This window comes from Agrobacterium sp. SUL3, from assembly GCF_001263295.1.
Classification (GTDB): Bacteria; Pseudomonadota; Alphaproteobacteria; order Rhizobiales; family Rhizobiaceae; genus Agrobacterium; species Agrobacterium tomkonis.
The window spans coordinates 1-19,436 of sequence record NZ_KQ414518.1 but is presented as its reverse complement, the minus strand read 5'-3'; the positions used below and the strand labels follow the sequence as shown (position 1 = coordinate 19,436).

The 19,436-nt window shown below is 60.6% G+C and carries 20 protein-coding genes and 5 pseudogenes; 11 read left to right on the top strand and 14 right to left on the bottom strand.

Annotated elements, in window-relative coordinates; translation table 11 throughout:
- Positions 1 to 13: 13 nt before the first annotated feature.
- The 12 genes and pseudogenes from AKG12_RS29725 to AKG12_RS24870 all read right to left on the bottom strand — a co-directional run.
- Positions 14 to 160 (bottom strand): annotated as a pseudogene (locus tag AKG12_RS29725) (fasciclin domain-containing protein); the annotation flags it as partial.
- Positions 161 to 197: 37 nt separating this feature from the next.
- On the bottom strand, positions 198 to 614 hold the full coding sequence (locus AKG12_RS24925) for a DoxX family protein (protein ID WP_052820859.1): 417 nt from the start codon (positions 612 to 614) through the stop codon (positions 198 to 200).
- Complete coding sequence (locus tag AKG12_RS24920) at positions 598 to 1,602, bottom strand: alpha/beta fold hydrolase (RefSeq protein WP_052820858.1); 1,005 nt, start codon at positions 1,600 to 1,602, stop codon at positions 598 to 600. The genes AKG12_RS24925 and AKG12_RS24920 overlap by 17 nt, the downstream gene beginning before the upstream one ends.
- Positions 1,603 to 1,605: 3 nt before the next feature.
- Positions 1,606 to 1,779: a hypothetical protein gene (locus AKG12_RS30405; RefSeq protein WP_156316086.1), complete on the bottom strand. Its 174-nt coding sequence runs from the start codon at positions 1,777 to 1,779 to the stop codon at positions 1,606 to 1,608.
- A gap of 574 nt (positions 1,780 to 2,353) precedes the next feature.
- Positions 2,354 to 2,518: pseudogene (locus tag AKG12_RS29720) on the bottom strand (helix-turn-helix domain-containing protein); the annotation flags it as partial.
- Positions 2,519 to 2,855: 337 nt separating this feature from the next.
- Positions 2,856 to 3,416, bottom strand: coding sequence for an NADH dehydrogenase ubiquinone Fe-S protein 4 (locus AKG12_RS24905; RefSeq protein ID WP_052820855.1), 561 nt, complete (start codon positions 3,414 to 3,416; stop codon positions 2,856 to 2,858).
- A gap of 1 nt (position 3,417) precedes the next feature.
- The gene (locus AKG12_RS24900; RefSeq protein WP_037094075.1) at positions 3,418 to 4,038 is read right to left on the bottom strand and encodes a hypothetical protein; all 621 of its coding nucleotides are present in this window, start codon (positions 4,036 to 4,038) and stop codon (positions 3,418 to 3,420) included.
- 211 nt (positions 4,039 to 4,249) lie between these two features.
- Positions 4,250 to 4,897: an HdeD family acid-resistance protein gene (locus AKG12_RS24890; RefSeq protein ID WP_052820854.1), complete on the bottom strand. Its 648-nt coding sequence runs from the start codon at positions 4,895 to 4,897 to the stop codon at positions 4,250 to 4,252.
- A 26-nt stretch (positions 4,898 to 4,923) separates the two neighbouring features.
- Positions 4,924 to 6,066: a sigma-70 family RNA polymerase sigma factor gene (locus tag AKG12_RS24885; RefSeq protein ID WP_037094070.1), complete on the bottom strand. Its 1,143-nt coding sequence runs from the start codon at positions 6,064 to 6,066 to the stop codon at positions 4,924 to 4,926.
- Positions 6,067 to 6,143: 77 nt separating this feature from the next.
- Positions 6,144 to 9,038 carry an ATP-dependent Clp protease ATP-binding subunit gene (locus AKG12_RS24880; RefSeq protein ID WP_052820853.1) on the bottom strand — a complete coding sequence of 965 codons (2,895 nt, stop codon included), beginning with the start codon at positions 9,036 to 9,038 and terminating at the stop codon, positions 6,144 to 6,146.
- Positions 9,039 to 9,100: 62 nt separating this feature from the next.
- Positions 9,101 to 10,933 (bottom strand): ATP-dependent zinc metalloprotease FtsH, encoded by a 1,833-nt coding sequence (gene ftsH / locus AKG12_RS24875; protein WP_052820852.1) that lies wholly within the window; start codon positions 10,931 to 10,933, stop codon positions 9,101 to 9,103.
- A 14-nt stretch (positions 10,934 to 10,947) separates the two neighbouring features.
- Positions 10,948 to 11,379 (bottom strand): MarR family winged helix-turn-helix transcriptional regulator, encoded by a 432-nt coding sequence (locus tag AKG12_RS24870; RefSeq protein WP_052820851.1) that lies wholly within the window; start codon positions 11,377 to 11,379, stop codon positions 10,948 to 10,950.
- Between the two features lie 202 nt (positions 11,380 to 11,581).
- Between AKG12_RS24870 and AKG12_RS24865 the strand changes: the two genes are divergently transcribed.
- The 9 genes and pseudogenes from AKG12_RS24865 (at position 11,582) to alaE (ending at position 15,845) form a co-directional block, all read left to right on the top strand.
- Positions 11,582 to 12,007, top strand: coding sequence for an Hsp20/alpha crystallin family protein (locus tag AKG12_RS24865; RefSeq protein WP_052820850.1), 426 nt, complete (start codon positions 11,582 to 11,584; stop codon positions 12,005 to 12,007).
- Between the two features lie 14 nt (positions 12,008 to 12,021).
- Positions 12,022 to 12,420 carry an Hsp20/alpha crystallin family protein gene (locus AKG12_RS24860; RefSeq protein WP_003603273.1) on the top strand — a complete coding sequence of 133 codons (399 nt, stop codon included), beginning with the start codon at positions 12,022 to 12,024 and terminating at the stop codon, positions 12,418 to 12,420.
- Between the two features lie 20 nt (positions 12,421 to 12,440).
- Entirely contained in the window at positions 12,441 to 12,932 is a 492-nt protein-coding gene (locus tag AKG12_RS24855; RefSeq protein WP_011982931.1) for an Hsp20/alpha crystallin family protein, read from the top strand.
- A gap of 162 nt (positions 12,933 to 13,094) precedes the next feature.
- Positions 13,095 to 13,538, top strand: coding sequence for a phosphate-starvation-inducible PsiE family protein (locus AKG12_RS24850; protein ID WP_052820849.1), 444 nt, complete (start codon positions 13,095 to 13,097; stop codon positions 13,536 to 13,538).
- 404 nt (positions 13,539 to 13,942) lie between these two features.
- Positions 13,943 to 14,724: pseudogene (locus AKG12_RS24845) on the top strand (IS6 family transposase).
- A gap of 72 nt (positions 14,725 to 14,796) precedes the next feature.
- Positions 14,797 to 15,057, top strand: a pseudogene (locus AKG12_RS24840) (SOS response-associated peptidase family protein); the annotation flags it as partial.
- Positions 15,054 to 15,383: a hypothetical protein gene (locus AKG12_RS24835; RefSeq protein WP_052820848.1), complete on the top strand. Its 330-nt coding sequence runs from the start codon at positions 15,054 to 15,056 to the stop codon at positions 15,381 to 15,383. The pseudogene AKG12_RS24840 and the gene AKG12_RS24835, both read left to right, overlap by 4 nt.
- Positions 15,380 to 15,478 (top strand): annotated as a pseudogene (locus AKG12_RS31315) (hypothetical protein); the annotation flags it as partial. The gene AKG12_RS24835 and the pseudogene AKG12_RS31315, both read left to right, overlap by 4 nt.
- 64 nt (positions 15,479 to 15,542) lie before the next feature.
- The gene (gene alaE / locus AKG12_RS24830; RefSeq protein WP_285277860.1) at positions 15,543 to 15,845 is read left to right on the top strand and encodes an L-alanine exporter AlaE; all 303 of its coding nucleotides are present in this window, start codon (positions 15,543 to 15,545) and stop codon (positions 15,843 to 15,845) included.
- Between the two features lie 101 nt (positions 15,846 to 15,946).
- On the opposite strand, the gene AKG12_RS24825 is transcribed toward alaE, so the two are convergent.
- Both AKG12_RS24825 and AKG12_RS24820 read right to left on the bottom strand, forming a co-directional pair.
- Positions 15,947 to 16,558, bottom strand: a complete 612-nt coding sequence (locus AKG12_RS24825) for a general stress protein (protein ID WP_052820847.1) — start codon at positions 16,556 to 16,558, stop codon at positions 15,947 to 15,949.
- A 31-nt stretch (positions 16,559 to 16,589) separates the two neighbouring features.
- Complete coding sequence (locus AKG12_RS24820) at positions 16,590 to 16,907, bottom strand: hypothetical protein (RefSeq protein WP_052820846.1); 318 nt, start codon at positions 16,905 to 16,907, stop codon at positions 16,590 to 16,592.
- Positions 16,908 to 17,055: 148 nt separating this feature from the next.
- Between AKG12_RS24820 and AKG12_RS24815 the strand changes: the two genes are divergently transcribed.
- Together AKG12_RS24815 and AKG12_RS24805 are read left to right on the top strand one after the other, a co-directional pair.
- The gene (locus AKG12_RS24815) at positions 17,056 to 17,685 is read left to right on the top strand and encodes a hypothetical protein (RefSeq protein ID WP_052820902.1); all 630 of its coding nucleotides are present in this window, start codon (positions 17,056 to 17,058) and stop codon (positions 17,683 to 17,685) included.
- Between the two features lie 193 nt (positions 17,686 to 17,878).
- Positions 17,879 to 19,017, top strand: a protein-coding gene (locus AKG12_RS24805) for an IS3 family transposase (protein ID WP_197283351.1) whose coding sequence is annotated in 2 segments (ribosomal slippage) — positions 17,879 to 18,137 and positions 18,137 to 19,017 — 1,140 coding nt in all. Because the reading frame shifts where the segments join, the coding sequence is not laid out codon by codon here.
- Positions 19,018 to 19,436: the final 419 nt, after the last annotated feature.

The window sequence follows — 19,436 nt, the reverse complement described above, 5'->3', positions numbered from 1 at the left end:
GCCCCGGACTACATCTTGGGCAAAGAACCTTGTCGATGACATGGATGACGCCGTTGGATTGTTTGACGTCGGCGATCGTCATGTGCGCAACACCACCCATCTCGTCGGTGAGCGTGATCTTGCCCATGCTTTCCCCAGCCTTCAGGATGCATCCGCCGACGATGAAACTTTTCGAATTTCGTCAGACGATATCAAAGCTATTTTTCGCCACGCCTGAATGGCCAAACGACGATATTTCCCGCGAAGAGCGCCAACCACACCAGGCAAGGCTGCAAAGGCAATCGGATGAGATGGTAGGACCATTGCCATGGCGAAACAGTCACTGCACCAAGGCTGTCGATGGCATGCTTGATATTGGCCGGGAATACGCAGATTGCATAGAACGCCAGGCCAATGCCGGCGGCTTTCCGCAGCCGTGGCACCAGAAGTCCGACGGCGCCGGCGATCTCACACAGACCGGTCAGGAAAATAACCGCCTCGGGCTCAGGAACCCAGGCAGGCGTGATACCGAGGAAGGGTTTGGGCAGGACGATATGCAGAATTCCCGCGAGACCATAGAGGCTGGATAGTCCCCACTGGCACCACCGCTGCCAGACATCAATCCTTGCCGTCACCTGCTATCCTCCGCTCGACATCCCTTTTCACGGCGTTGAGGTTCGACTTGCGGCCTGCGACCGTCTCGATCGCCGCGATTACCAGATCGCTGGCGACGAAATCCGACTTGTGCCCGAGATTGTGCACGACGATCAGACGGGCACCGAGAATATCGCGGGCGAGATGACGGGAGTGGACCTCAGGGGAGACGATACTATCAGTATCACCAGTGATGATGACCGTAGGCACTTTGATTTTGTGGTAATTCACCGAAGCCGCTCTGGCCCAGTCGCTCAAAGCCGCAACCTCTCTCGCATTGTGCCGAAATGCGAGCGGCCGCAGCGCTTGCAGGGCACGTGTCTTGTCGATGTAGTCGGCGGGAACCGGGTTCGGAGCAAAGACGCCTTTCGTGGCATTATCGATCGTCATAAGCCCGATAGGTGGCACGATAAGAGTGCTGAAGAGAGTGCCTGTGATCGGGGCGCTGGCGGCCTCGTAGTACCAGGCGATCCCGCTATTCCATGGGTAGACCGCCGGAGACAGGAAGACGAGGCCTAAGACCATATCCGGATGGCGAACGGCGAAGGACGCGGCAATTGCTCCTCCGAAGGAGTGACCGACAATAATAGCGCGGTTGATGCCTCGCTTCTGCATGAGGGCGGCAATGGAGTCGGCTTGACCGTCGGGCAAAATGTTCTGCTCACCACCGACGTCGGAATCGCCGTGACCCGGGCGATCGACGAACAACAGCTTGGCCCGTTCCTGCAGCTTTGTCCGAAACGAGAACATCGGATCGTAAAGGCTGGCGCTGGCGCCATGAATAAAGACGATTGGTGGCAAGTCTGGCTTCCGACCAGTCTCAACCAGGACGCTATTGAGCTTGAATCCACCGACATCGGTACGGACTTGATCGTCCCGCTTTGGCGCAGCAACCGCTTTAGAAGCAATCAACGCGAAGCAGCCGATCATCAGAAACACGGCGGTGAGGCAAAGAGTTCGATCCGGCATATCCTAGAGCTGCCCCGCGGTGCCACTGGCAAAGATCGGACCTGAAGGAAGGCCCGTCGGCATGAGGACGAAGGCATTGTTTCCCGCCATGACATGTCGGATGATGTCGGCCTGGCGTCCGCGGAACGTGTCATAGCCGTAAACGGTCTTGAGTATCTGCAACGGGTCGGCGGTCACGGCGGCTTTCTTCAGCGTTGGATGATTTGCGCATCATGGCCAAATCCGGATTTATCGCAATCTCGAAAGGCTGAATCGGCCACAGAAAGAGAGACAGATTACGACTCAGACGATGCATAGGCATTTGAGGGCTTAGAACGCAAAAGCCCTCCGATGAGGAGGGCTTATTCGTTTGATAAGTCTTGAAGATTTTGGTTGCGGGGGCCTGAACGCAGTGAGGCTTGCAAAATTCACTGTTCTTGATGGAAAACAGAGGCCGCTTACTACATTAGATCAAATGTGTGCGATGTTTCGTAGCATGAACTACGCATCAGCGGCGCGTCATCCTCCCGATCTCCAAGTTCGAGACAAAAAATGCTAAGTCTTGTCCAGTTCGGCCCATGTCCCGCCGCCGCTCGATGAGCAGAAGCGCACAGTCGTCACACTATCGAGATCATTAAGCCATTGGACCAGGGGCAACTTAATATGATCGTCGAACAGTTCCATCTTATCGTGGAAAAGGACTGCCTTGCTCTCCGAAGCGCAAAACCCACAGACCACGCCGCCCGGACGTTTTTGCCAAGTGACATCAAGGGTTAGCAAGCCCGGCTTCGCCATAGCGCTCGAATGCCGATTTCCATCGATAGAAGCTGGCTCTGCCGATACCGAAATAGCGGCAAGTTTGCGAAACGTCACCGTGGCGCTCGGCATGTTCTAGAACGCGCAGCTTATGTGAAACTTCCCGTCGGAATGTCATCATCGCGATTATCCTTGTGATCGAAAGTCAAAAACAAGGATGTCTCGAAGGTCCCTACTTTTCTACAGAAGCCATCCCGCGTGCAGGAAGATGTTTGTCAGGAACGGCGTCCAATCGGACGGGGCGATGAGACGGAGCTGACCGAAGACGCGCGACGGCACCAGCGCGAAGTCGAACAGGAACCGGTTGAGCGCACGCGGCGGCAGGCCGCTCTGGTAGAGGAAGCGAGAAGGCTGATCCCGACGACTGACCAGACGGCCACGGGGGGGGGGTATCTGCGAGCAACGGTATCGGCCCATGGAAACATCTCATTTCCCCGAGCGCATGCAGCTGGCCGTCATCACCTCGTCTTTCTTGCAATTGTCACACCCGTCCACGCCGGAGGATCAGAGGCGGGGAAGGATTCGAGCGAGGCTTCGAGGACCGGATCGAAACTCTCCCTGTCGCTGGTAGACGGGTCGGCCGTGCTCTCATGCTGGACGACTCTTGAGAGGCGGCGATCGGGGCGGAACGGGACCCGGAAGGCTCCCGGGGCATCGACGCCCCTGTGCAGCCGGTGGCGCGTCTCACCCGCCCAAGGGTTCGCCATCCGGGCTCCCCCAGCGTCCTCGCGCACGACATAATGCCAGTCCTGCCTCTCTGCGAAGTCCACGGCGCTGTCGCGATCCGGAAACTTCAGCCGGATCGGACGATAGGGATCGCCGCTGGACGTGTATCCCATCAGCGGCTCGATCTGCGGCGGCCGGGACGGCTCGAACTCGAGGACCCAGTAGTTGGGCCGAGGCGCCGATGTCATCGCGGAACGGGCAGGACGGTAGATGATTGCCGTCGGCACGTCCCAGGATGGCAGATCGGTTCCGGGAATTTTCGGCGGGAATGGTGGGCGATTATGGCCGCGCATATCAGTTCTCCCGGGTGTCGGTGGATACGAGAAGGTGACGTTCGAGATCGTCGAGTTTTTCCATTCGCCTTGAGTTCAGGCGAACGGCGCGTTCGGTGTTCTGCGAAGGAAAGGCAGCAGCGTGCAGGACGTCCGACCGCATCGCTATCGTGAGATCGGCGACGGCATTCATCACGCCCTCTCCGTCCCCGTCCGAGAGCGTGCCGTCAGCAAAACCGGACTGCAAGCTCTCCAGTACCTGCTCGAAGCTGGACACAACCCCTGCACTCGCGACCACAGCCAGCTTGTGGCTGAGAACACGCAGTTCATCGATCAGCTTCGCATCGTGCCTTGCGGTTTCCACGATCTCTGCGACCTTCTCGATGCAGGCCATGTAAATGTCGCATTGCTGCTGGAGGATGATGACCCTTCCTTCCTTGCGAAGCTCGAGATCGGTCTGGCGATTGAGAAGCGCCGCGGTCAGAATGATCGTCACGACAGCGCCGAGGAAGATGAGCGTCATCTCCTGCGCGAAAGGCAGTATGTCTTCGGCAAGATACATCGAACGAAAAACGAAAACGATGCCGATGCCCAAGGCAGCGGCCGCAGCAGCAAATGCCAAGTCAGGCAGGCGGTTCGACATCAGCACCTCGCATTTTCGGTGTCAGGTGGCATGCACGGCTTTGCATCGGCGTCCGGCGCCTCTGCGTCCCGGTGCCGCAGGAAGATTGGCGTCGGACCGCTGCCGAACGGATTGAAGCCGGTGCTCAGGCAACGGTCGAAGATCGTTTCGTCCCATCGGGTGAAATCGTGCTCCTCGCCGGCAAGTCGCCCGTCATCCACCACAGGGCACCTCACGCCTTTGCCGATGGGGGAGCGTCATCGAAGGCCGCACCGTCCGAACGATCCGCCTTGCGAAGCCGTAGCCCGAGGAGGATCAACATCACCCCGAAGACCGCGGCGTAGAAGCCGATCAGCCAGCCGAGCGCGAGGAAGCTTTCGACCGGGCGCGTCAGCAGCATCCAGGTCACGACGACACCGAGAGCGACCGAGAGAAGGCCGCTCAGGATCAGCCAGATTTCGCCGTTGATTTCCTTTCGCAGGCGGATCGCTGCCGCGATCTCGAGGGCACCCGAGAACACGGACCAGAATGCGATGCTGGCCCAGAGGAATGTCGCAAGCACAAGCGTCGCGACAAAAGGCGAGACAACCACGACGACGCCCGTGGCGATGCCCAGAATGCCGCTGAACATCAGCCAGCCCCAGCGTTTGCCCTTGCGGATGTTACGTATCGCGGCGACGAGGCCGAACACGCCGTCGGCAAAGGCGAACGCGCCGAAGACCAGCGTGAGCGCCAGAAGCGATTCCGCAGGCATGACGAAGGCTAGCACTGCGATGATCAATGCGAGCACGCCGCGTAACACGAATGCCCACCAATTCCGGGACAGGCTGCACAGCATGTCCTGCATCTTGTCGGTCGGGTTTTCAGAGGCTATGGTCATTGGTCGATCTCCTATTCAGTTCCATGTCAGGTGTCGGAGCCGGCCTCCTCGCCGGTTAGGGCGGCGGCCACGCGGCGGCGATCCTCGATCGGCTGAGGCAGACGCCGCGTGTGAGCGATTTCCCGTTCGATGGGCGCGCGGCCTGATGGATCTCTGACCAACCCGGCTTCGGCAAGCCTCGCGCGTAGTGTCGCGCCCGCATTTTCTGCGATCTCGGCGACCACTGTCTCGGTCAGGCCGAAAAGGTCTGCCGTCTCCGCGATCGTAGCGTTGTCGAGGTGGAGCCGATAGAGAACGCGGCGTTCGACCGACGGAAGATCGGCGATTGCCCGGTGCAGCACCATGGCGATCTTATGCCGATCCGCTTGGCTCTCGGGGTCTGTGCCGCCGTCGTCGGCGAGGAGGTCCTCCAGCATCAGCACTTCGTCGGGCTGGTAGAACTCGAACATCGCCTGATCCGCCTCGGTCGGATCCTCCGCCGGGGCCTCGGGTTCCGCCTCGATGGAGGCGGCATCCTCAGGCACGGCGCGGCGCGCGGCGCGCGCCTCGGCCTCGATGGTCTCGAAAGCCAGTTTCAGCAGCCAGTCGCCTATGGAAAACTCGGTGGGCCGCTGCTCGAACCTTTCCAGTCCCTTGAGGATCGTCGCATCGACAAGATCGCGAACGCTGAGGTAACCCTCCGGTACCGATCCGCTGCATTCGAGATAGGTCAACTCGCGCCTGACGGTGTCATAGACCGTATCGAGATGATCCTCGATCAGCTCAAAGAAGAGCTGGCGCCGGTCCGCTTCCGCCGCATCCCGCGCGGGCGGCAGCGGGGCGCCGATCCGGCGCCGGCGGGCGGGACGCTTGTATTCAGGCTCGTGCTTGAGGCGCGCCACATGCCGATCGACCTGGTGGCGCAGGTCGGCAAAGGCCTTGCGCAGGACAGGCTCGATCTCGAATCCCTCTTCCCGGGCCGCGATCACGCCCGACGGCAATTGCAGGCGCAGGCTGACTTTGATGCGCTTCTTGCCCCTCGTCTGCGAGGCAACGACTTCGAGCCGGACCAGATCCTCGCGAAAGCGCGCAAGGTGCGGTTCAAGTTGCCGCAATTCTTCCTCGATGACCTCAGGCGCGCGCTGTTGGCCGTGCCGGTCGAGATTGCGGAATGATCTAATGACGTTCATGCCGTGGACCTTCCTATAACTCTCCGAAGAGATGGTCCGGCGCGACCGATATCGCGCCGGGCCAATCTTTTGCGCTGTCACTCGGCGGACTTGTCGTCCTTGGACTGCACCTCATCCCCAACGCTGGGCTTCGGAACGTCCGTCTTGTTTTCGGCAACTTCGCTGGGCTCCTCGATCCCGGCCTTGGCCTGATCGTCCGGGCTGTCGTCACCGGTGTCCTTTACGATCTTTTCGAACACGACCCTCTGTTCGTCTTCCGACCAGGCGACGCGGACCTTGTCACCATCCTCGATCCGCCCGGAGAGCATCTCGCGGGCCAACTCGGTCTCCAACTGCGACCGGATCAGCCGGCGTAGCTCGCGGGCACCGAATTCGGGACGGAAGCCGACCGCGCCGAAGTGATCCACGACGCTCACATCGAGTTCGAGTTCGACGCCCTGGGTAAGGGCGGTCCGCTTCACCCGGTTGAGCTGCAACTCGACGATCTGGCGGATTTCCGACTGGTTCAGCGAGTGGAAGACGATGATCTCGTCGATCCGGTTGATGAACTCTGGCCGGAAATGACCGCGCAACACCTCCATCAGCTCGGACTTCTGCTTGGCCTCGTCGAACTCACTGCTGCCGCGTTTCGTGAGGTTGCGCTGGATGATGTCCGAACCGAGGTTCGACGTGGCGATGATGATGGTGTTGGTGAAGTCCACCACGCGCCCCTTGCCGTCGGTCAGCCGACCGTCGTCGAACACCTGCAACAGAATGTTGTAGACATCCGGGTGCGCCTTCTCGATCTCGTCGAGCAGCACGACCGAGTAGGGCCGACGGCGCACCTTCTCGGTCAGTTGCCCGCCTTCGTCGTATCCGACGTAGCCGGGAGGCGCGCCCACCAGCCGGGCGACCGAGTGGCGCTCGCCATACTCCGACATGTCGATGCGGATGATTGCGTCCTGATCGCCAAAGATTACGTCGGCGAGCGTCTTGGCCAGTTCCGTCTTGCCAACCCCGGTCGGCCCGAGGAAGAGGAATGTCGCGGTCGGGCCGCGTCCCTCGCGCAGTCCTGCGCGCGCCAGGCGCACCGCATCCGCCACGGCGCGGATGGCCTCTTCCTGGCCGATGACGCGCTCGTGCAGCTTCTCCTCGAGCTTCAGGAGCTTGTCTTTCTCCTCGGTGGTCAGCTCAGTGACCGGAACGCCGGTGATCTTCGAGACGATCTGCGCGACATGATCGGCGCGCACCTCGGCGGTGGCGGAGGCCTGGTCGCGCTTCCAAATCTCCAGAAGCTCGTCCAGTTCCTTCTGCTTCTGTTCGAGTTCCTTCTTCAATTCCGCTGCACGGTCGAATTGCTTGCGGGCTGCGGCATAGTCCTGCTCGCGCTTGATCTGCGCGACCTCGGCTTCGAGCTCCTGCACGTCCACGGGCCGAGCAGTGGCCGAGATCTTCACCCGCGCCGCGGCCTGGTCGATCAGGTCGATCGCCTTGTCGGGCATGAAGCGACCGGTGATATAGCGATCCGAAAGCTCCGCGGCGGCGATGATCGCCTCGTCGGTGATCGTCACCTTGTGGTGGCTTTCGAGCGTGTCGCGCAGCCCGCGCAGAATCATGATCGTCTGTGCGACCGTGGGCTCGTCCACATAAACCGGCTGGAACCGTCGCTCGAGCGCCGCGTCCTTCTCGATGTATTTCTGGTACTCGTTGAGCGTCGTCGCGCCGATCAGGTTCAGCTCGCCCCGCGCCAGCGCCGGCTTGAAGGTGTTGGCGATGTCGAGACCGCCTTCGCCACCGCCCTGGCCGGCGCCGACGATGGTGTGGATCTCGTCGATGAAGAGAATGAGGCTGTCCTTCTCCTCGGTGATCTCCTTGAGGATCTTTTGGACTCGCTCCTCGAACTCGCCGCGATACTTCGACCCGGCCACCATCGAGTTGATGTTGAGCTCCACGAGCCGCTTGTCGCGCAGCGCCTCGGGCACCTCGCCCGCGACGATCCGTTGTGCAAGTCCCTCGACGATGGCGGTCTTGCCCACGCCAGGCTCGCCGATCAGCACCGGGTTGTTCTTTTTCCGGCGGGCCAGCACTTCGATCGTCGTCTCGATCTCGCGGGCGCGGCCGATGACGGGATCGAGCTTGCCCTCGCGGGCGAGCTTCGTCAGGTCACGGCTGAACTGGTCGAGATCGGGGGTGTTCGACGGAGTCTCGACGCGGCCTTCCTCGGCTCCCTTGCCGACCACCTTCGTCACCTGCTGACGCAGCGCCTGCGGCGTCAACCCCAGCTTGCGCAGCATCGCCGCGGCCAGGCCTTCACCTTCCTCGGCAAGTCCGATCAGAAGGTGCTCGGGACCGACATAGGAATGGCCGAGTTCGTTCGAGGCGATGAAGGCTCGGTTCAGTGCGTCCTTCAGGCGAGGACTGACGCCGATTTCGCCTTCCGTCTTGGCGTCTCCACGCTTCGCTTCCTTCTCGATCTGGCGGCGCAGATCGTCCACATCGACCTTGAACTGTTCCAGGATCGTCTTGACGACGTCAGACGAGGTCAATGCCAGAAGCAGATGTTCGGTATCGACCTCGCTGCGCCCGAATTCCCCGGCCTTCTGTGCTGCATCCTGCAGCAGCTTGTTGCCCTGTTCGCTCAGCCGGTCGGCGATGGTGCGTCCGCCGCCGCGCCGCGATCCACGCCGCGGCGCGCCCTCGCCGAAAGTGGCGTCGACGACAGCGTCATCGCCATCACCCATAGAGCCGAGCGTGCCGCCTCGCAGCGGACTGTCACCAAAGAGGCTGCCGAAACCGCTCTCGCCGAAGAATTCGTCAAGAAGGGAATGTCGTCCGAACAGGGACTCCAGCGGCGAGGCGCTGCGACCCGACCGGCGCGCTATTTCGCTGTAGTGCTGATCGCACAGCTCCATGTTCTGAACCTTGCCGTTCACCGAGGCGCGCACGCGCGCCGTCGCCGGGCGACCGCAAATATCGCAAGTTCCGTTTGCCATTTTTCCTCTCCGTTTCTTTATCCAGTCAGGGTTGTCCGCGATCATCTGCGTCAGTGACGGTGTCAGGCAGCGACCGCTTCCGTTCTTTTCATCTTGGACCCAATTGCCACCAGATCGGGCTCGTCCAGTGTCTCGCGTTGCAGGAGATCCTGCGCCGATTGCTCGAGCAGCGCCCGGTTGGCTTCGAGAAGCGAGAGGGTGCGCTTGAACACGCCATCCACGATGTCGCGCACCTTCTGGTCCATCCGCTCGGCAGTGGCCTCGCTGTAGCGGCGGTTCAGCCACGACGACTGGTCGCCGGTGCCGAGAAAGCCTGGCCGATCGGTGTCGTAGCTGACATGCCCGAGGTCTTCGTCCATCCCGTACCGCGCGACCATGGCGCGGGCGATATCGGTCGCCTTGACCAGATCGTCGGCCGCCCCGGTCGAGACATGATTGTAGATGATCTTCTCGGCCGCGCGCCCGCCAAGCAGGACTGCGATCTTGTTCTCCAGCTCCTCCCGCGTCATCAGGAAGCGGTCCTCGGTCGGGCGCTGGATAGTGTAGCCGAGCGCGCCAATTCCGCGCGGGATGATCGAGACCTTGTGCACCGGGTCCACCCCCGGCAGAGCCATCGCCACAAGCGCGTGCCCCATCTCGTGGTGCGCCACGATCTCGCGCTCGCGCGGGTTCAGAACGCGGTTCTTCTTCTCCAACCCGGCGATGATGCGCTCTACGGCATTGTTGAAGTCGTCCATCGTCACCGCATCGGCCTTGCGGCGCGTGGCGAGCAATGCTGCCTCGTTGACGAGATTGGCAAGATCGGCGCCCGAGAAGCCGGGCGTGAGCGCTGCGACCTTCTCGGCATCGACGTCCGGGGCGAGCTTCACCTTTTTCATGTGAACGCAAAGAATCTGCACACGTCCCTTCTTATCCGGCCGATCCACCAGCACCTGACGGTCGAAGCGTCCGGCCCGCAACAGCGCGGGGTCGAGGATCTCTGGTCGGTTGGTGGCGGCCAGGAGCACGATGCCCACCGAAGGGTCGAAGCCGTCGAGCTCGGTCAGAAGCTGGTTCAGCGTCTGCTCACGCTCATCATGGCCGCCAGCGATCTGGCCGGAGGAGCGCGCCCGCCCGAGAGCGTCGAGTTCGTCGATGAAGATAATCGCCGGCGCGGATTTCCGAGCCTGCTCGAAGAGGTCGCGCACCCGCGCGGCACCGACGCCCACGAACATCTCGACGAACTCTGATCCCGAGATCGAAAAGAAGGTCACGCCGGCCTCACCCGCCACCGCGCGCGCCAGCAGCGTCTTGCCGGTGCCCGGCGGCCCAACGAGCAATATGCCTTTGGGGATATGTGCGCCCAGCTTTCCGTATTCGGCCGGGTTCTTGAGGAACTCCACGACCTCCTCGAGCTCGGCCTTGGCCTCGTCCACACCGGCCACGTCGGCGAAGCTGACGCCGGTTTCTTTTTCCATGTAAACCTTGGCCTTGCTGCGGCCGACCTGCATGAACCCGCCGAAGCCCTGCTTGTCGGCGAACTTGCGGAACAGCAGCATCCAGATTCCGAAGAAGATAAGCGCTGGCGCCACCCAGGAAATCAGCGTGCCGAGAAAAGTGTTTTGCGGAACGCCAGTGATCTCGATACCTGACCGGTCTATCCGTTCCAGGATTGCGGGATTCACTACGGTCGTCACGAACTGCTTCTTGCCGTCGACCGGTTCGGCGAAGGTGCCTGTGATAGTGTCTGACCCGACCGCGACAGAGGAAATTTTCCCGTCAGCGAGATACTTCTCGAACTGGCTGTAGCTGATCGGTGCGACGGATTGCCAGCCGGCGATCAGGTTCTGGATGAAAAGCACGGCTATGAAAGCCACCACCCAGTACCAGATGTTATATTCGGTCTTCCTTTCCATGCCGCTTGTCCCTTTCACTGGCGCCCGAGCCGCGCCCTGATCCGCTCGAGCAGCGCCAGCAGGGCGCGCCTTTCGTCCGCCGACAGATCCTGGAAGATTTCATGTTCGAGCGCCGATTGCCGCGGCGCGAGTTCCTCCAGCATCGCCCGGGCCTTCGACGTTGCCGTGACGATCTGCGCCCGCCTGTCGTCGGGCGAGGGCGACCGCTCGACCCAGCCGCCCCGGACCATGCGATCGACGAGCTGGCCGGCTGTGGCCTGGCCGACCTCCAGCAGGTCGGCCAGATCGCCGATGGTCAGCCCAGGCGCATCCTCGACATGCGCCGCCGCCATCCAGGATAGGCGGGTCAGGCCGCTGCCGCGGATGTCTTGGTCGATCCGCTGCTGGATGAGCTGCGCGACCCGGTGGATCTTCGTCCCGATCAGCGCGATGTCCGAAGAGATCATGGTTATCCTTCCGCCGATTGCATGGTACACAGGAGAAACAGCCCCCCATCCAAAACGCAATGCACCCATCATACATGCTTGCATAATAAATGGAACGGCCTATCTTGATAGGCGTTCTCCGAACCCACATCCGGCCGGCACCGTTGCCCGGTCCCTCCATGCCGACGGTTCGGGGGTATCGATCAGCAACAGGAGGCCAGCAATGCTCTACCCGACATATCTGCGCCGCAGCGATCCCTTTGCGCTGATGCGCTCCATGATGCGCGATCTCGACCGCGGTTTCTGGCCGCCGTCCCGCGCGGCGTTCCCGGCGGTAAATGTCTGGCAAGGCCCTGAGGCCGTCGCAGTCACCGCTGAACTTCCCGGCATCGAACCGGACGACATTGAAATTTCGGTCAAGGACAACGTCCTGACGCTGTCGGGCGAACGCAAGGCGCCCGAGGTTCCCGACGGTGCGCGCTGGCACCGCAACGAACGCGTTTACGGCAGGTTTTCCCGCGCGATCCGGCTGCCGTTCGTGGCCTCGGATGACAAGGTCGAGGCGAGGATGGCGAACGGCGTATTGCGGATCGTCATCTCCCGGCCCGAGGAAGAAAAGCCGAAGAAAATCGAGATCAAGGCAGCCTGAGAGGAGCTGGAACGATGAGCACCGACATCTCGCAAGCCGCCGAAAAGACGCCGACCGACTCGCCTGAGACCACCGGCGGCGGACGCATCTACCGCCCGTCGACCGATATCGTCGAGACCGATCAGGGTTTCTCCATGATGCTTGAAATGCCTGGGGTCGCCGCCGATGCGATCGAAATCACGCTCGAAAATCGTGTGTTGACGATCCGCGGCAAGGTTGACCCGGTGCGGCCGAAAAACCTCGAACTTGCCTATGCCGAATATGGCGAGGGCGATTTCGAGCGTGCCTTCACGCTTTCCGAGGACTTCGACCCCGACAGGATCGAAGCCGAGATGCGAGGAGGCGTCCTAACTTTAACGCTCCCCCGGGCCCCTGAAGCGCAGCCGAAAAGGATCGCCGTCAAGGGCGCCTGAAAACCGAAGGAGACCATATCATGCAGATCAAAGACCTCATCCCCTGGGCGCGCAAGGACGGCGCGCCAGACGCCAAGAGCAGCGAAGACAACCCGATCGCGACACTCCAGCGCGAAATGAACCATGTGTTCGAGAACTTTTGGAACCGGGTCGGTCAGTTCGAATGGCCCTGGGGCAGCGGCGAAGCCAAATCCGACATGGTCGAGACCGACAACGCGATCGAAGTGTCGATCGAGCTGCCGGGCATGGAGATGAAGGACATCGAGGTGACGGTCAACGATGACATGTTGACTGTGAAGGGGGAGAAGAAGATCGAGCGCCAGGTGGAGAAGAAGGGGTATTACCTGTCCGAGCGCAGCTACGGCGCAATCTACCGGACAATTCCGCTCCCTCCCGGTGTGGATGGCGAAAAGGCGCAGGCATCCTTCAAGAACGGGGTTCTGACGATCAAGCTGCCCCAGACACCCGAGGCGCAGGCGAAGATCAAGCGCATCGATGTCAAGAACGGCTGATTTGCCACATTGGGTGTCGCCGGTTTGCGGCGTCCGCTCAGCTCCGTTTGATATCACGCCGTCTGGTGAGCCCCGGGGAGCCTGTTTCTCCGGGGCGGCTTTCGAGGGGGAATGATGAAAGACCTGAAACGATCTGGGCTAACCCGTGAATAATGGTCGGCGATGACGCTCTACGAGAAGTTCGAACAGGTCGTCATTTTCGTCCTCAGCGCCATCATTGCGGTTATCGTCGTGGCGTCGGTTTGGGCGCTGATGCGCGAGGTCGTGAACCGGTTGGTCTTGGGAGCGTTCGACACGCTCGATTACGCCACCTTCCAGGTGGTGTTCGGAATGATCTTCACCGTTGTAATTGCGCTCGAGTTCAAGCGCTCCCTTCTTGTGGCGACAGAACGCAGCTTCGGCATTCTCCAGGTCCGCACGATCGTGCTGATCGCGCTCCTCGCGATCGCGCGCAAATTTATCATCCTCGACCTTGGCGAGACGGAGCCAGCCAAGATTGCCGCCCTCGCGGGCGCGGCTCTTGCGCTCGGAGCAGTCCACTGGCTGGTGCGCGATCAGGACCGGCGCAAAGAGCCCGGTGCTAAAAATGCCGAAGGCGATCAATGAGCCGAAGCGTTTTCGTTCGACTTGTTTCATCAACCTCTGCCGCACTCATCATCATAATTGTTTAGCAGAAATTTTTTATCATGCCGAGCGTTGCGCTGGGTCGGTTTGCCGAGCCGCGCGCCGTCGCTTCCCGCGGAGACTTGGCGGCGTTCGAACAATGCACCATCACAGTTTTCAACGCCACTCGAGACAGTGCGTCTCCATCGCGACAACCGAGCGTATAGTCGATCCCTAAACCCGGAGTGCCTATGACGGTCCGCGTGGGAACTGCTCGCGGGGCATCGTAAAGTTAACGGAACTTGGGGCTTGATAGGCGATGAAGAAGCATGACAGACCGTGATCCGCTCTACCGTCGCCACCGCTTTCCCGCTGAAATCATTGCCCACGCGGTGTGGCTCTATNGCATGACAGACCGTGATCCGCTCTACCGTCGCCACCGCTTTCCCGCTGAAATCATTGCCCACGCGGTGTGGCTCTATTTCCGTTTTCCCCTGAGCCTGCGGATGGTCGAAGACATGCTGGCCGCTCGTGGCATCGTTGTCTCGCATCAAACGATCCGGCGGTGGGCAGAGAAATTCGGACGAACTTTCGCCAACCAAATCCGTCAACGTTCGCGCGCGGCCGGCTCGGCGATAAATGGCATCTCGATGAGGTCGTTATTTCGATCCGGGGCAAGAAGCATTGGCTATGGCGCGCCGTGGATCAGGACGGTTTTGTCCTGGAGGTTCTGGTGCAAAGCCGCAGCGACGCCAAGGCGGCCAAGCGCCTGATGCGCAAGCTTTTGTAAGGCCAGGGACGATCGCCGCGCGTGATGATCACCGACAAGCTTCGCTGCTATGTCGCCGCAAAGCAGGAAATCATGCCCGGTGTCGAGCACCGCTCCCATAAAGGCCTGAACAATCGGGCAGAGAATTCCCACCAGCCGATCCGACGGCGAGCGCGGATCATGAAGCGCTTCAAGTCAAAGCGACATCTGCAACTCTTCGTTTCCATCCATGATCCGATTGCCAACCTCTTCCACATCCCGCGCCACGACATTCCCTCCAGCCATCATCGCGAACTGCGCANCATCCATGATCCGATTGCCAACCTCTTCCACATCCCGCGCCACGACATTCCCTCCAGCCATCATCGCGAACTGCGCACAGCGGCGATGAACCTATGGGCGAAGATCGCTCGCGCATGAGCAGTGCACGTGGCGGGCGTCACGCCTTTGCTTCGCTGAAGTTAACTTTACGATGCCCTATGGACACACAATTCGAAGCTCGATGTCACGAGCTGCACGATCGTTACCATGCCGGCCGCAGAGGCGATGTCGAAGCTGCATGATCGACAACCTGCCATCCTCGATCCAACGGCTTTCAAGGAGTGGCTTGATCCGAAGACCTCTGGCGCTCGTGCGAAGGAACTCTTGGAGAACGAGAACTTAGATGGCCAGCTCGAATTCCATCGGGTGTCGAGGGATGTGAACTCATCGAGGTTCGCCGGGAAACCCGCGCCGGAGGTCAATTCGCTATGACGGTGACCACCGATCTGGTTGCTGATTTTGTCCGCGCGGCGAACCGACTGCCGCAGGTGTCGGCGCAAGAACGACAACGTCTTCTCGAACGCGGGCTCACGGTATCCGGGGCAATGCGCGGTCTCCTATTGGAGACGTGCAAGCTCGCTCCGTTCGACGAGGCTTTGGAACGCGTCGTCGACGACATCGCCCGCAACATCATCGAGATGTCCGACGAGACCGTTTCCAAGGCCCTGCTTGCCTTGGCCGGCCAGATCCGCACTCTTCGTATTCTGAACCGCGAGCCGCCCGCAAATCGAACCCCGAATGGTGCGAGTGCCATATGAGCAGCGGATCGCCTGTTGCCGACCGGCGGATTGAGTTTCTTGCCGACACTCTCGGGCTGCTGCTCTTCTTCACGACCACAGGCGCGCTCAACGAACGGTTCGTGGCCGGGATGCAGTGGGACCAGGTTCTCCATGCCCGGCTCCTCGGTGCGGTCTTTGATGGTGCCGGTCGCACGCTCCTACGGCATCTGGCGAGACTGGATGATGCGTCGGGCCTCGGACGGTCGACTATCGTGCATTCTTTGGGACAGCATTGCACTCAAGACCTTCCAGGTGCCGATCTACGCCGCCATCATCGCGGCGAACGGTGCAAGCGGCATCGGACTTTTCTACGGCATCCTCGGAGCGACCGTAATGATGCTGGTGCTTGGGCGCCCTTACGGTGCATTCCTGAACTTTGTCAGGGGGATGTTCGGTCTTCCTGCAGGTGGCGAAAGGCCCATGAGCCTCAGCGAGCGATAGGCCTACATTACTGAACGGGCGCGAATCCGCCCCCTTCCGAATGTGAAAGCGCCGCTCCAGAACGAAGCGGCGCTGTTCAGCTCATTCTTGATTCAAGGGCATCAAATGCGCGGATCGGTCCGATAACGGCCACGGTCGGCAGCGATCTGATCGGCAGTGTACGGATCGGCCGCGTCGTCAAAGCGTGTCCATCCTTCGGCAACATAGGCATCACGACGGGTGTTCAAATCGACCCGGCGCGAGCGGTTGAGAATGGTTTCCGCAGTCGCAACTTTATCGCTCTCGACCCTCGCAGCAACGACAGCACCGCCGCGGCGGATGCCCTCGGCGTAGACATGAGCATCCTTCTCCGGCACGCCGGACTCGATCATCGCACCGACGATGCCGCCTGCTGCGCCACCGACGACTGCACCCGCGACTGCACCTGCTGCGGTCGCGGCAAGCCATCCGGCCGCGACGACCGGGCCGACGCCTGGGATCGCCATCATGCCGAGACCCGTGAGAAGGCCGCCGGCGCCGCCCGCTACGGCACCGATGCCGGCACCCGTGCCAGCGCCTTCGGCTGCATTGTTGCCCTGGCCCTCGACCTCTTCTTTGCCGTCCTTGTAGTAGACGATGCTGATGTCATCTGAGGGGACGCCAGCATCTTCCAATGCCTTGACGGTCGAGCGGGCGTCTTCGTAGGAGTCGTAGAGTCCTGTCACGGTCTGCATGGTTGTTTCCTCTTCTTTTTGTTGGTTTTGATTACTTGGCCATCGTCACGTTGCCCTGGAAATCCAGAGAGACGTTTCCGGCCTTGCCGTCTTTGGTCCCGGTCGCGCGCCAGACGCCCTGATCGTCGAGTTTCAGGCCCGACACGTCCGTGTACCCGGCATCTTCGATGCGCGACTTGGCCTGAGCTTCTGTGAAGCTATTCTTGCCAGCAACCGGCGCGCCGGGATTCTGCTCACCGGAGGTGGAGACGGCCGGCGTGGTCTGGGACGTTTTCGGGGTCTCGCTCTGCGCGAACGCGGCGGATGCCGAAAGGAGAGCGGCGGCGGTGACAAAAGCTAGTTTTTTCATGGTGTTCCTCCAATTCCAGCATCCTCTTTGGAATGCGAGGGGGAAACACGTTCGGACAGGTTTGGTTCCAATGTCGACCGCGCGTCGGCATCGCGACGGCCTGCTTTGCCTCGTTGAACCAAATGGCATCACGCACCATTTAAATGGCATGCCGAAAACCGAGAAGAGCGACATCGGACTGATCAGGACATGGACGTTGTCGACAGCGATGACTCTGGGGTCGTCAATCCGTGCGAAAGGCATTCTTCAGGAAATCCAGGCCCGGCTTCCCGCCATTTCCAAGAAGTCGATCAGCCTTGATGGAAACGAGCTTTCCCTTGAGATGACGGCCATCGAGAAGACCGCCTTTAATGCCGCGGCAGGAATCGTTTCGGGCGTGATGGCGGAAGCTGTGACCTTGCCGGTGATCCCGCGGGAGATCCAGGATATTCTCGCCATCAAAACGAGCGAGCGCCATCGCTGGCTGGCGGACGGGCGTCTTCCGAGTGCTGGGACGAGGACGGTTCGGCTGAACGGACGAGCACGACAGATCACGTTCCATGTCTTCGATCCGAAGGTGGTGGAGAACCTGCTCGACCGCGGCATCGTCGACGAATGGAGGGTCGAGGATGCCGAGGCAAATGCCGAGAAGAGACAGAAGGCCGCGTATCAGAGGAAGATGGAAAGATCGCTCAAGAAGACGCCGAAACCGAACAAGAAGGATGAGCGCGCCATCGACGGGGATGCGGAACAGCTTCGTGGGTGGGAGGAGTTTGACGCGGATGGTTTCCTGCGATAGCCGACTGGAAGCGAGCGTCTTTGGGGTACTGTGTGCACGTTAGCTATCGTATTCGATGACATGGATCGGCCCGAACCGGTCATCGTTCAAGCGAGATCGCTAAGGCGACAGAGGTGGCTCGGGAAATCTGCACAGCGGGGATAAGTGGAGTTTCTGCCTGACTTCGGCTTAGATGCCGGGAACAGGAGAGACCATGACGAGACGACCGCGCCGGAACCATAGCCCGGCTTTCAAGGCAAAGGTGGCGCTCGCCGCCATCCGGGGTGAGCAGACGCTGGTGGAATTGTCCCAGCAGTTCGATGTGCATGCCAACCAGATCAAACAGTGGAAAGACAAGCTCCTTGAGGGGGCGACGGGTGTGTTAGGCGATGAAACGAAGGCGGAGCCAACGGGTCCGACCATCGATGTCAAAACGCTGCACGCGAAAATCGGCGAACTGACACTGGAGAACGATTTTTTATCCGGTGCGCTCGGCAAGGCGGGATTGCTGGGCGGAAAGAAATGATCGACCGCGAGCACAAGCTATCCGTCGTGCGCCAGGCGAAGCTTCTCGGCTTCAGCCGTGGCAGCGTCTACTATCTGCCTCGTCCGGTGTCTGACGGCGATCTGGCCCTTATGCGCCGGATTGACGAATTGCATCTCGACTATCCCTTTGCCGGAAGTCGGATGTTGCAAGGGCTCTTGAGAGGAGAAGGTCTGGAGACCGGGCGGCGACACGTCGCCACGCTGATGAAGAAGATGGGCATCGAGGCGATCTACCGCCGCCCGAACACCTCGAAACCAGCGCCAGGGCACAAAATTTATCCCTACCTCCTACGAAAGCTGGCAGTCACCCGGCCCAATCAGGTCTGGGCAATGGACCTGACCTACATCCCCATGGCGCGGGGATTTGTCTATCTGTGCGCCGTCGTGGACTGGTTCAGCCGGAAGGTCTTGTCATGGCGGTTGTCGATCACGATGGAAGCAGCCTTCTGCATCGAGGCGGTGGAGAAGGCACTTGCCCGTCATGGCAGGCCGGAAATCTTCAATACCGACCAGGGATCGCAGTTCACCTCCATCGACTTCACCGCCGTGCTGAAGAGGTCACAGATCGCCATCTCGATGGATGGCAAGGGTGCGTGGCGAGACAATGTCTTCGTCGAGCGGCTCTGGCGTTCGATCAAATACGAGGAAGTCTACCTCCATGCCTACAAGACTGTGTCCGAGGCCCGCGCTGGCATCGGCCGATGTCTGAACTTTTACAACACCAGACGGCCACATTCATCCCTTGACCGGCGGACGCCGGATCAGGCCTACTTCAACGCGCTGACACCAATGATGGTGGCGGCATAATCGAGGCGGAAATCCACTTAACGAAACGCCCGAAACTGTTCAGACAAACCGAACCACCTCTCTCATTCCACGATTTAGATCCCCACGCCCTCCTGCTCTCGTCGCAGAAGGGTAAATAGGTGGCCGGGTTTTATTCCGGCGCAGCAGGACTATCCCGCCGCTACCGTGGCAGACTTTTGCACCGCCGCTCTCACAACTCCGGGACATGGACTTTCCATCGCAATCCATCCCGCATAGCAACGGCCATCCATCGCTTCTTTTTGTTCATGCTCCAGTCGCAATGCGCGACGACGGCGACATTCATACGATCGTTCCTCCTAATCCACTCGAAGGCTATCAGGCTCCTCTTTCACGATCACCGTGCTTGAGAAGCCGCTTTACCGCCTCGCCATCCAACGCCTGCGCATCGAACAATGGCT

Excerpts from the sequence above, each read along its gene's own strand:
- AKG12_RS24885 (WP_037094070.1), bottom strand. The coding sequence starts at position 6,066 with ATGAACGTCATTAGATCATTCCGCAATCTCGACCGGCACGGCCAACAG.
- AKG12_RS24850 (WP_052820849.1), top strand. The coding sequence starts at position 13,095 with ATGACGCTCTACGAGAAGTTCGAACAGGTCGTCATTTTCGTCCTCAGC.
- AKG12_RS24865 (WP_052820850.1), top strand. The coding sequence starts at position 11,582 with ATGCTCTACCCGACATATCTGCGCCGCAGCGATCCCTTTGCGCTGATG.
- AKG12_RS24835 (WP_052820848.1), top strand. The coding sequence starts at position 15,054 with ATGACGGTGACCACCGATCTGGTTGCTGATTTTGTCCGCGCGGCGAAC.
- AKG12_RS24860 (WP_003603273.1), top strand. The coding sequence starts at position 12,022 with ATGAGCACCGACATCTCGCAAGCCGCCGAAAAGACGCCGACCGACTCG.
- alaE (WP_285277860.1), top strand. The coding sequence starts at position 15,543 with ATGGTGCCGGTCGCACGCTCCTACGGCATCTGGCGAGACTGGATGATG.
- AKG12_RS24815 (WP_052820902.1), top strand. The coding sequence starts at position 17,056 with ATGCCGAAAACCGAGAAGAGCGACATCGGACTGATCAGGACATGGACG.
- AKG12_RS24920 (WP_052820858.1), bottom strand. The coding sequence starts at position 1,602 with ATGCCGGATCGAACTCTTTGCCTCACCGCCGTGTTTCTGATGATCGGC.
- AKG12_RS24880 (WP_052820853.1), bottom strand. The coding sequence starts at position 9,038 with ATGGCAAACGGAACTTGCGATATTTGCGGTCGCCCGGCGACGGCGCGC.
- AKG12_RS24820 (WP_052820846.1), bottom strand. The coding sequence starts at position 16,907 with ATGAAAAAACTAGCTTTTGTCACCGCCGCCGCTCTCCTTTCGGCATCC.
- AKG12_RS24900 (WP_037094075.1), bottom strand. The coding sequence starts at position 4,038 with ATGTCGAACCGCCTGCCTGACTTGGCATTTGCTGCTGCGGCCGCTGCC.
- AKG12_RS24825 (WP_052820847.1), bottom strand. The coding sequence starts at position 16,558 with ATGCAGACCGTGACAGGACTCTACGACTCCTACGAAGACGCCCGCTCG.
- AKG12_RS24890 (WP_052820854.1), bottom strand. The coding sequence starts at position 4,897 with ATGACCATAGCCTCTGAAAACCCGACCGACAAGATGCAGGACATGCTG.
- AKG12_RS24855 (WP_011982931.1), top strand. The coding sequence starts at position 12,441 with ATGCAGATCAAAGACCTCATCCCCTGGGCGCGCAAGGACGGCGCGCCA.
- ftsH (WP_052820852.1), bottom strand. The coding sequence starts at position 10,933 with ATGGAAAGGAAGACCGAATATAACATCTGGTACTGGGTGGTGGCTTTC.
- AKG12_RS24870 (WP_052820851.1), bottom strand. The coding sequence starts at position 11,379 with ATGATCTCTTCGGACATCGCGCTGATCGGGACGAAGATCCACCGGGTC.
- AKG12_RS24905 (WP_052820855.1), bottom strand. The coding sequence starts at position 3,416 with ATGCGCGGCCATAATCGCCCACCATTCCCGCCGAAAATTCCCGGAACC.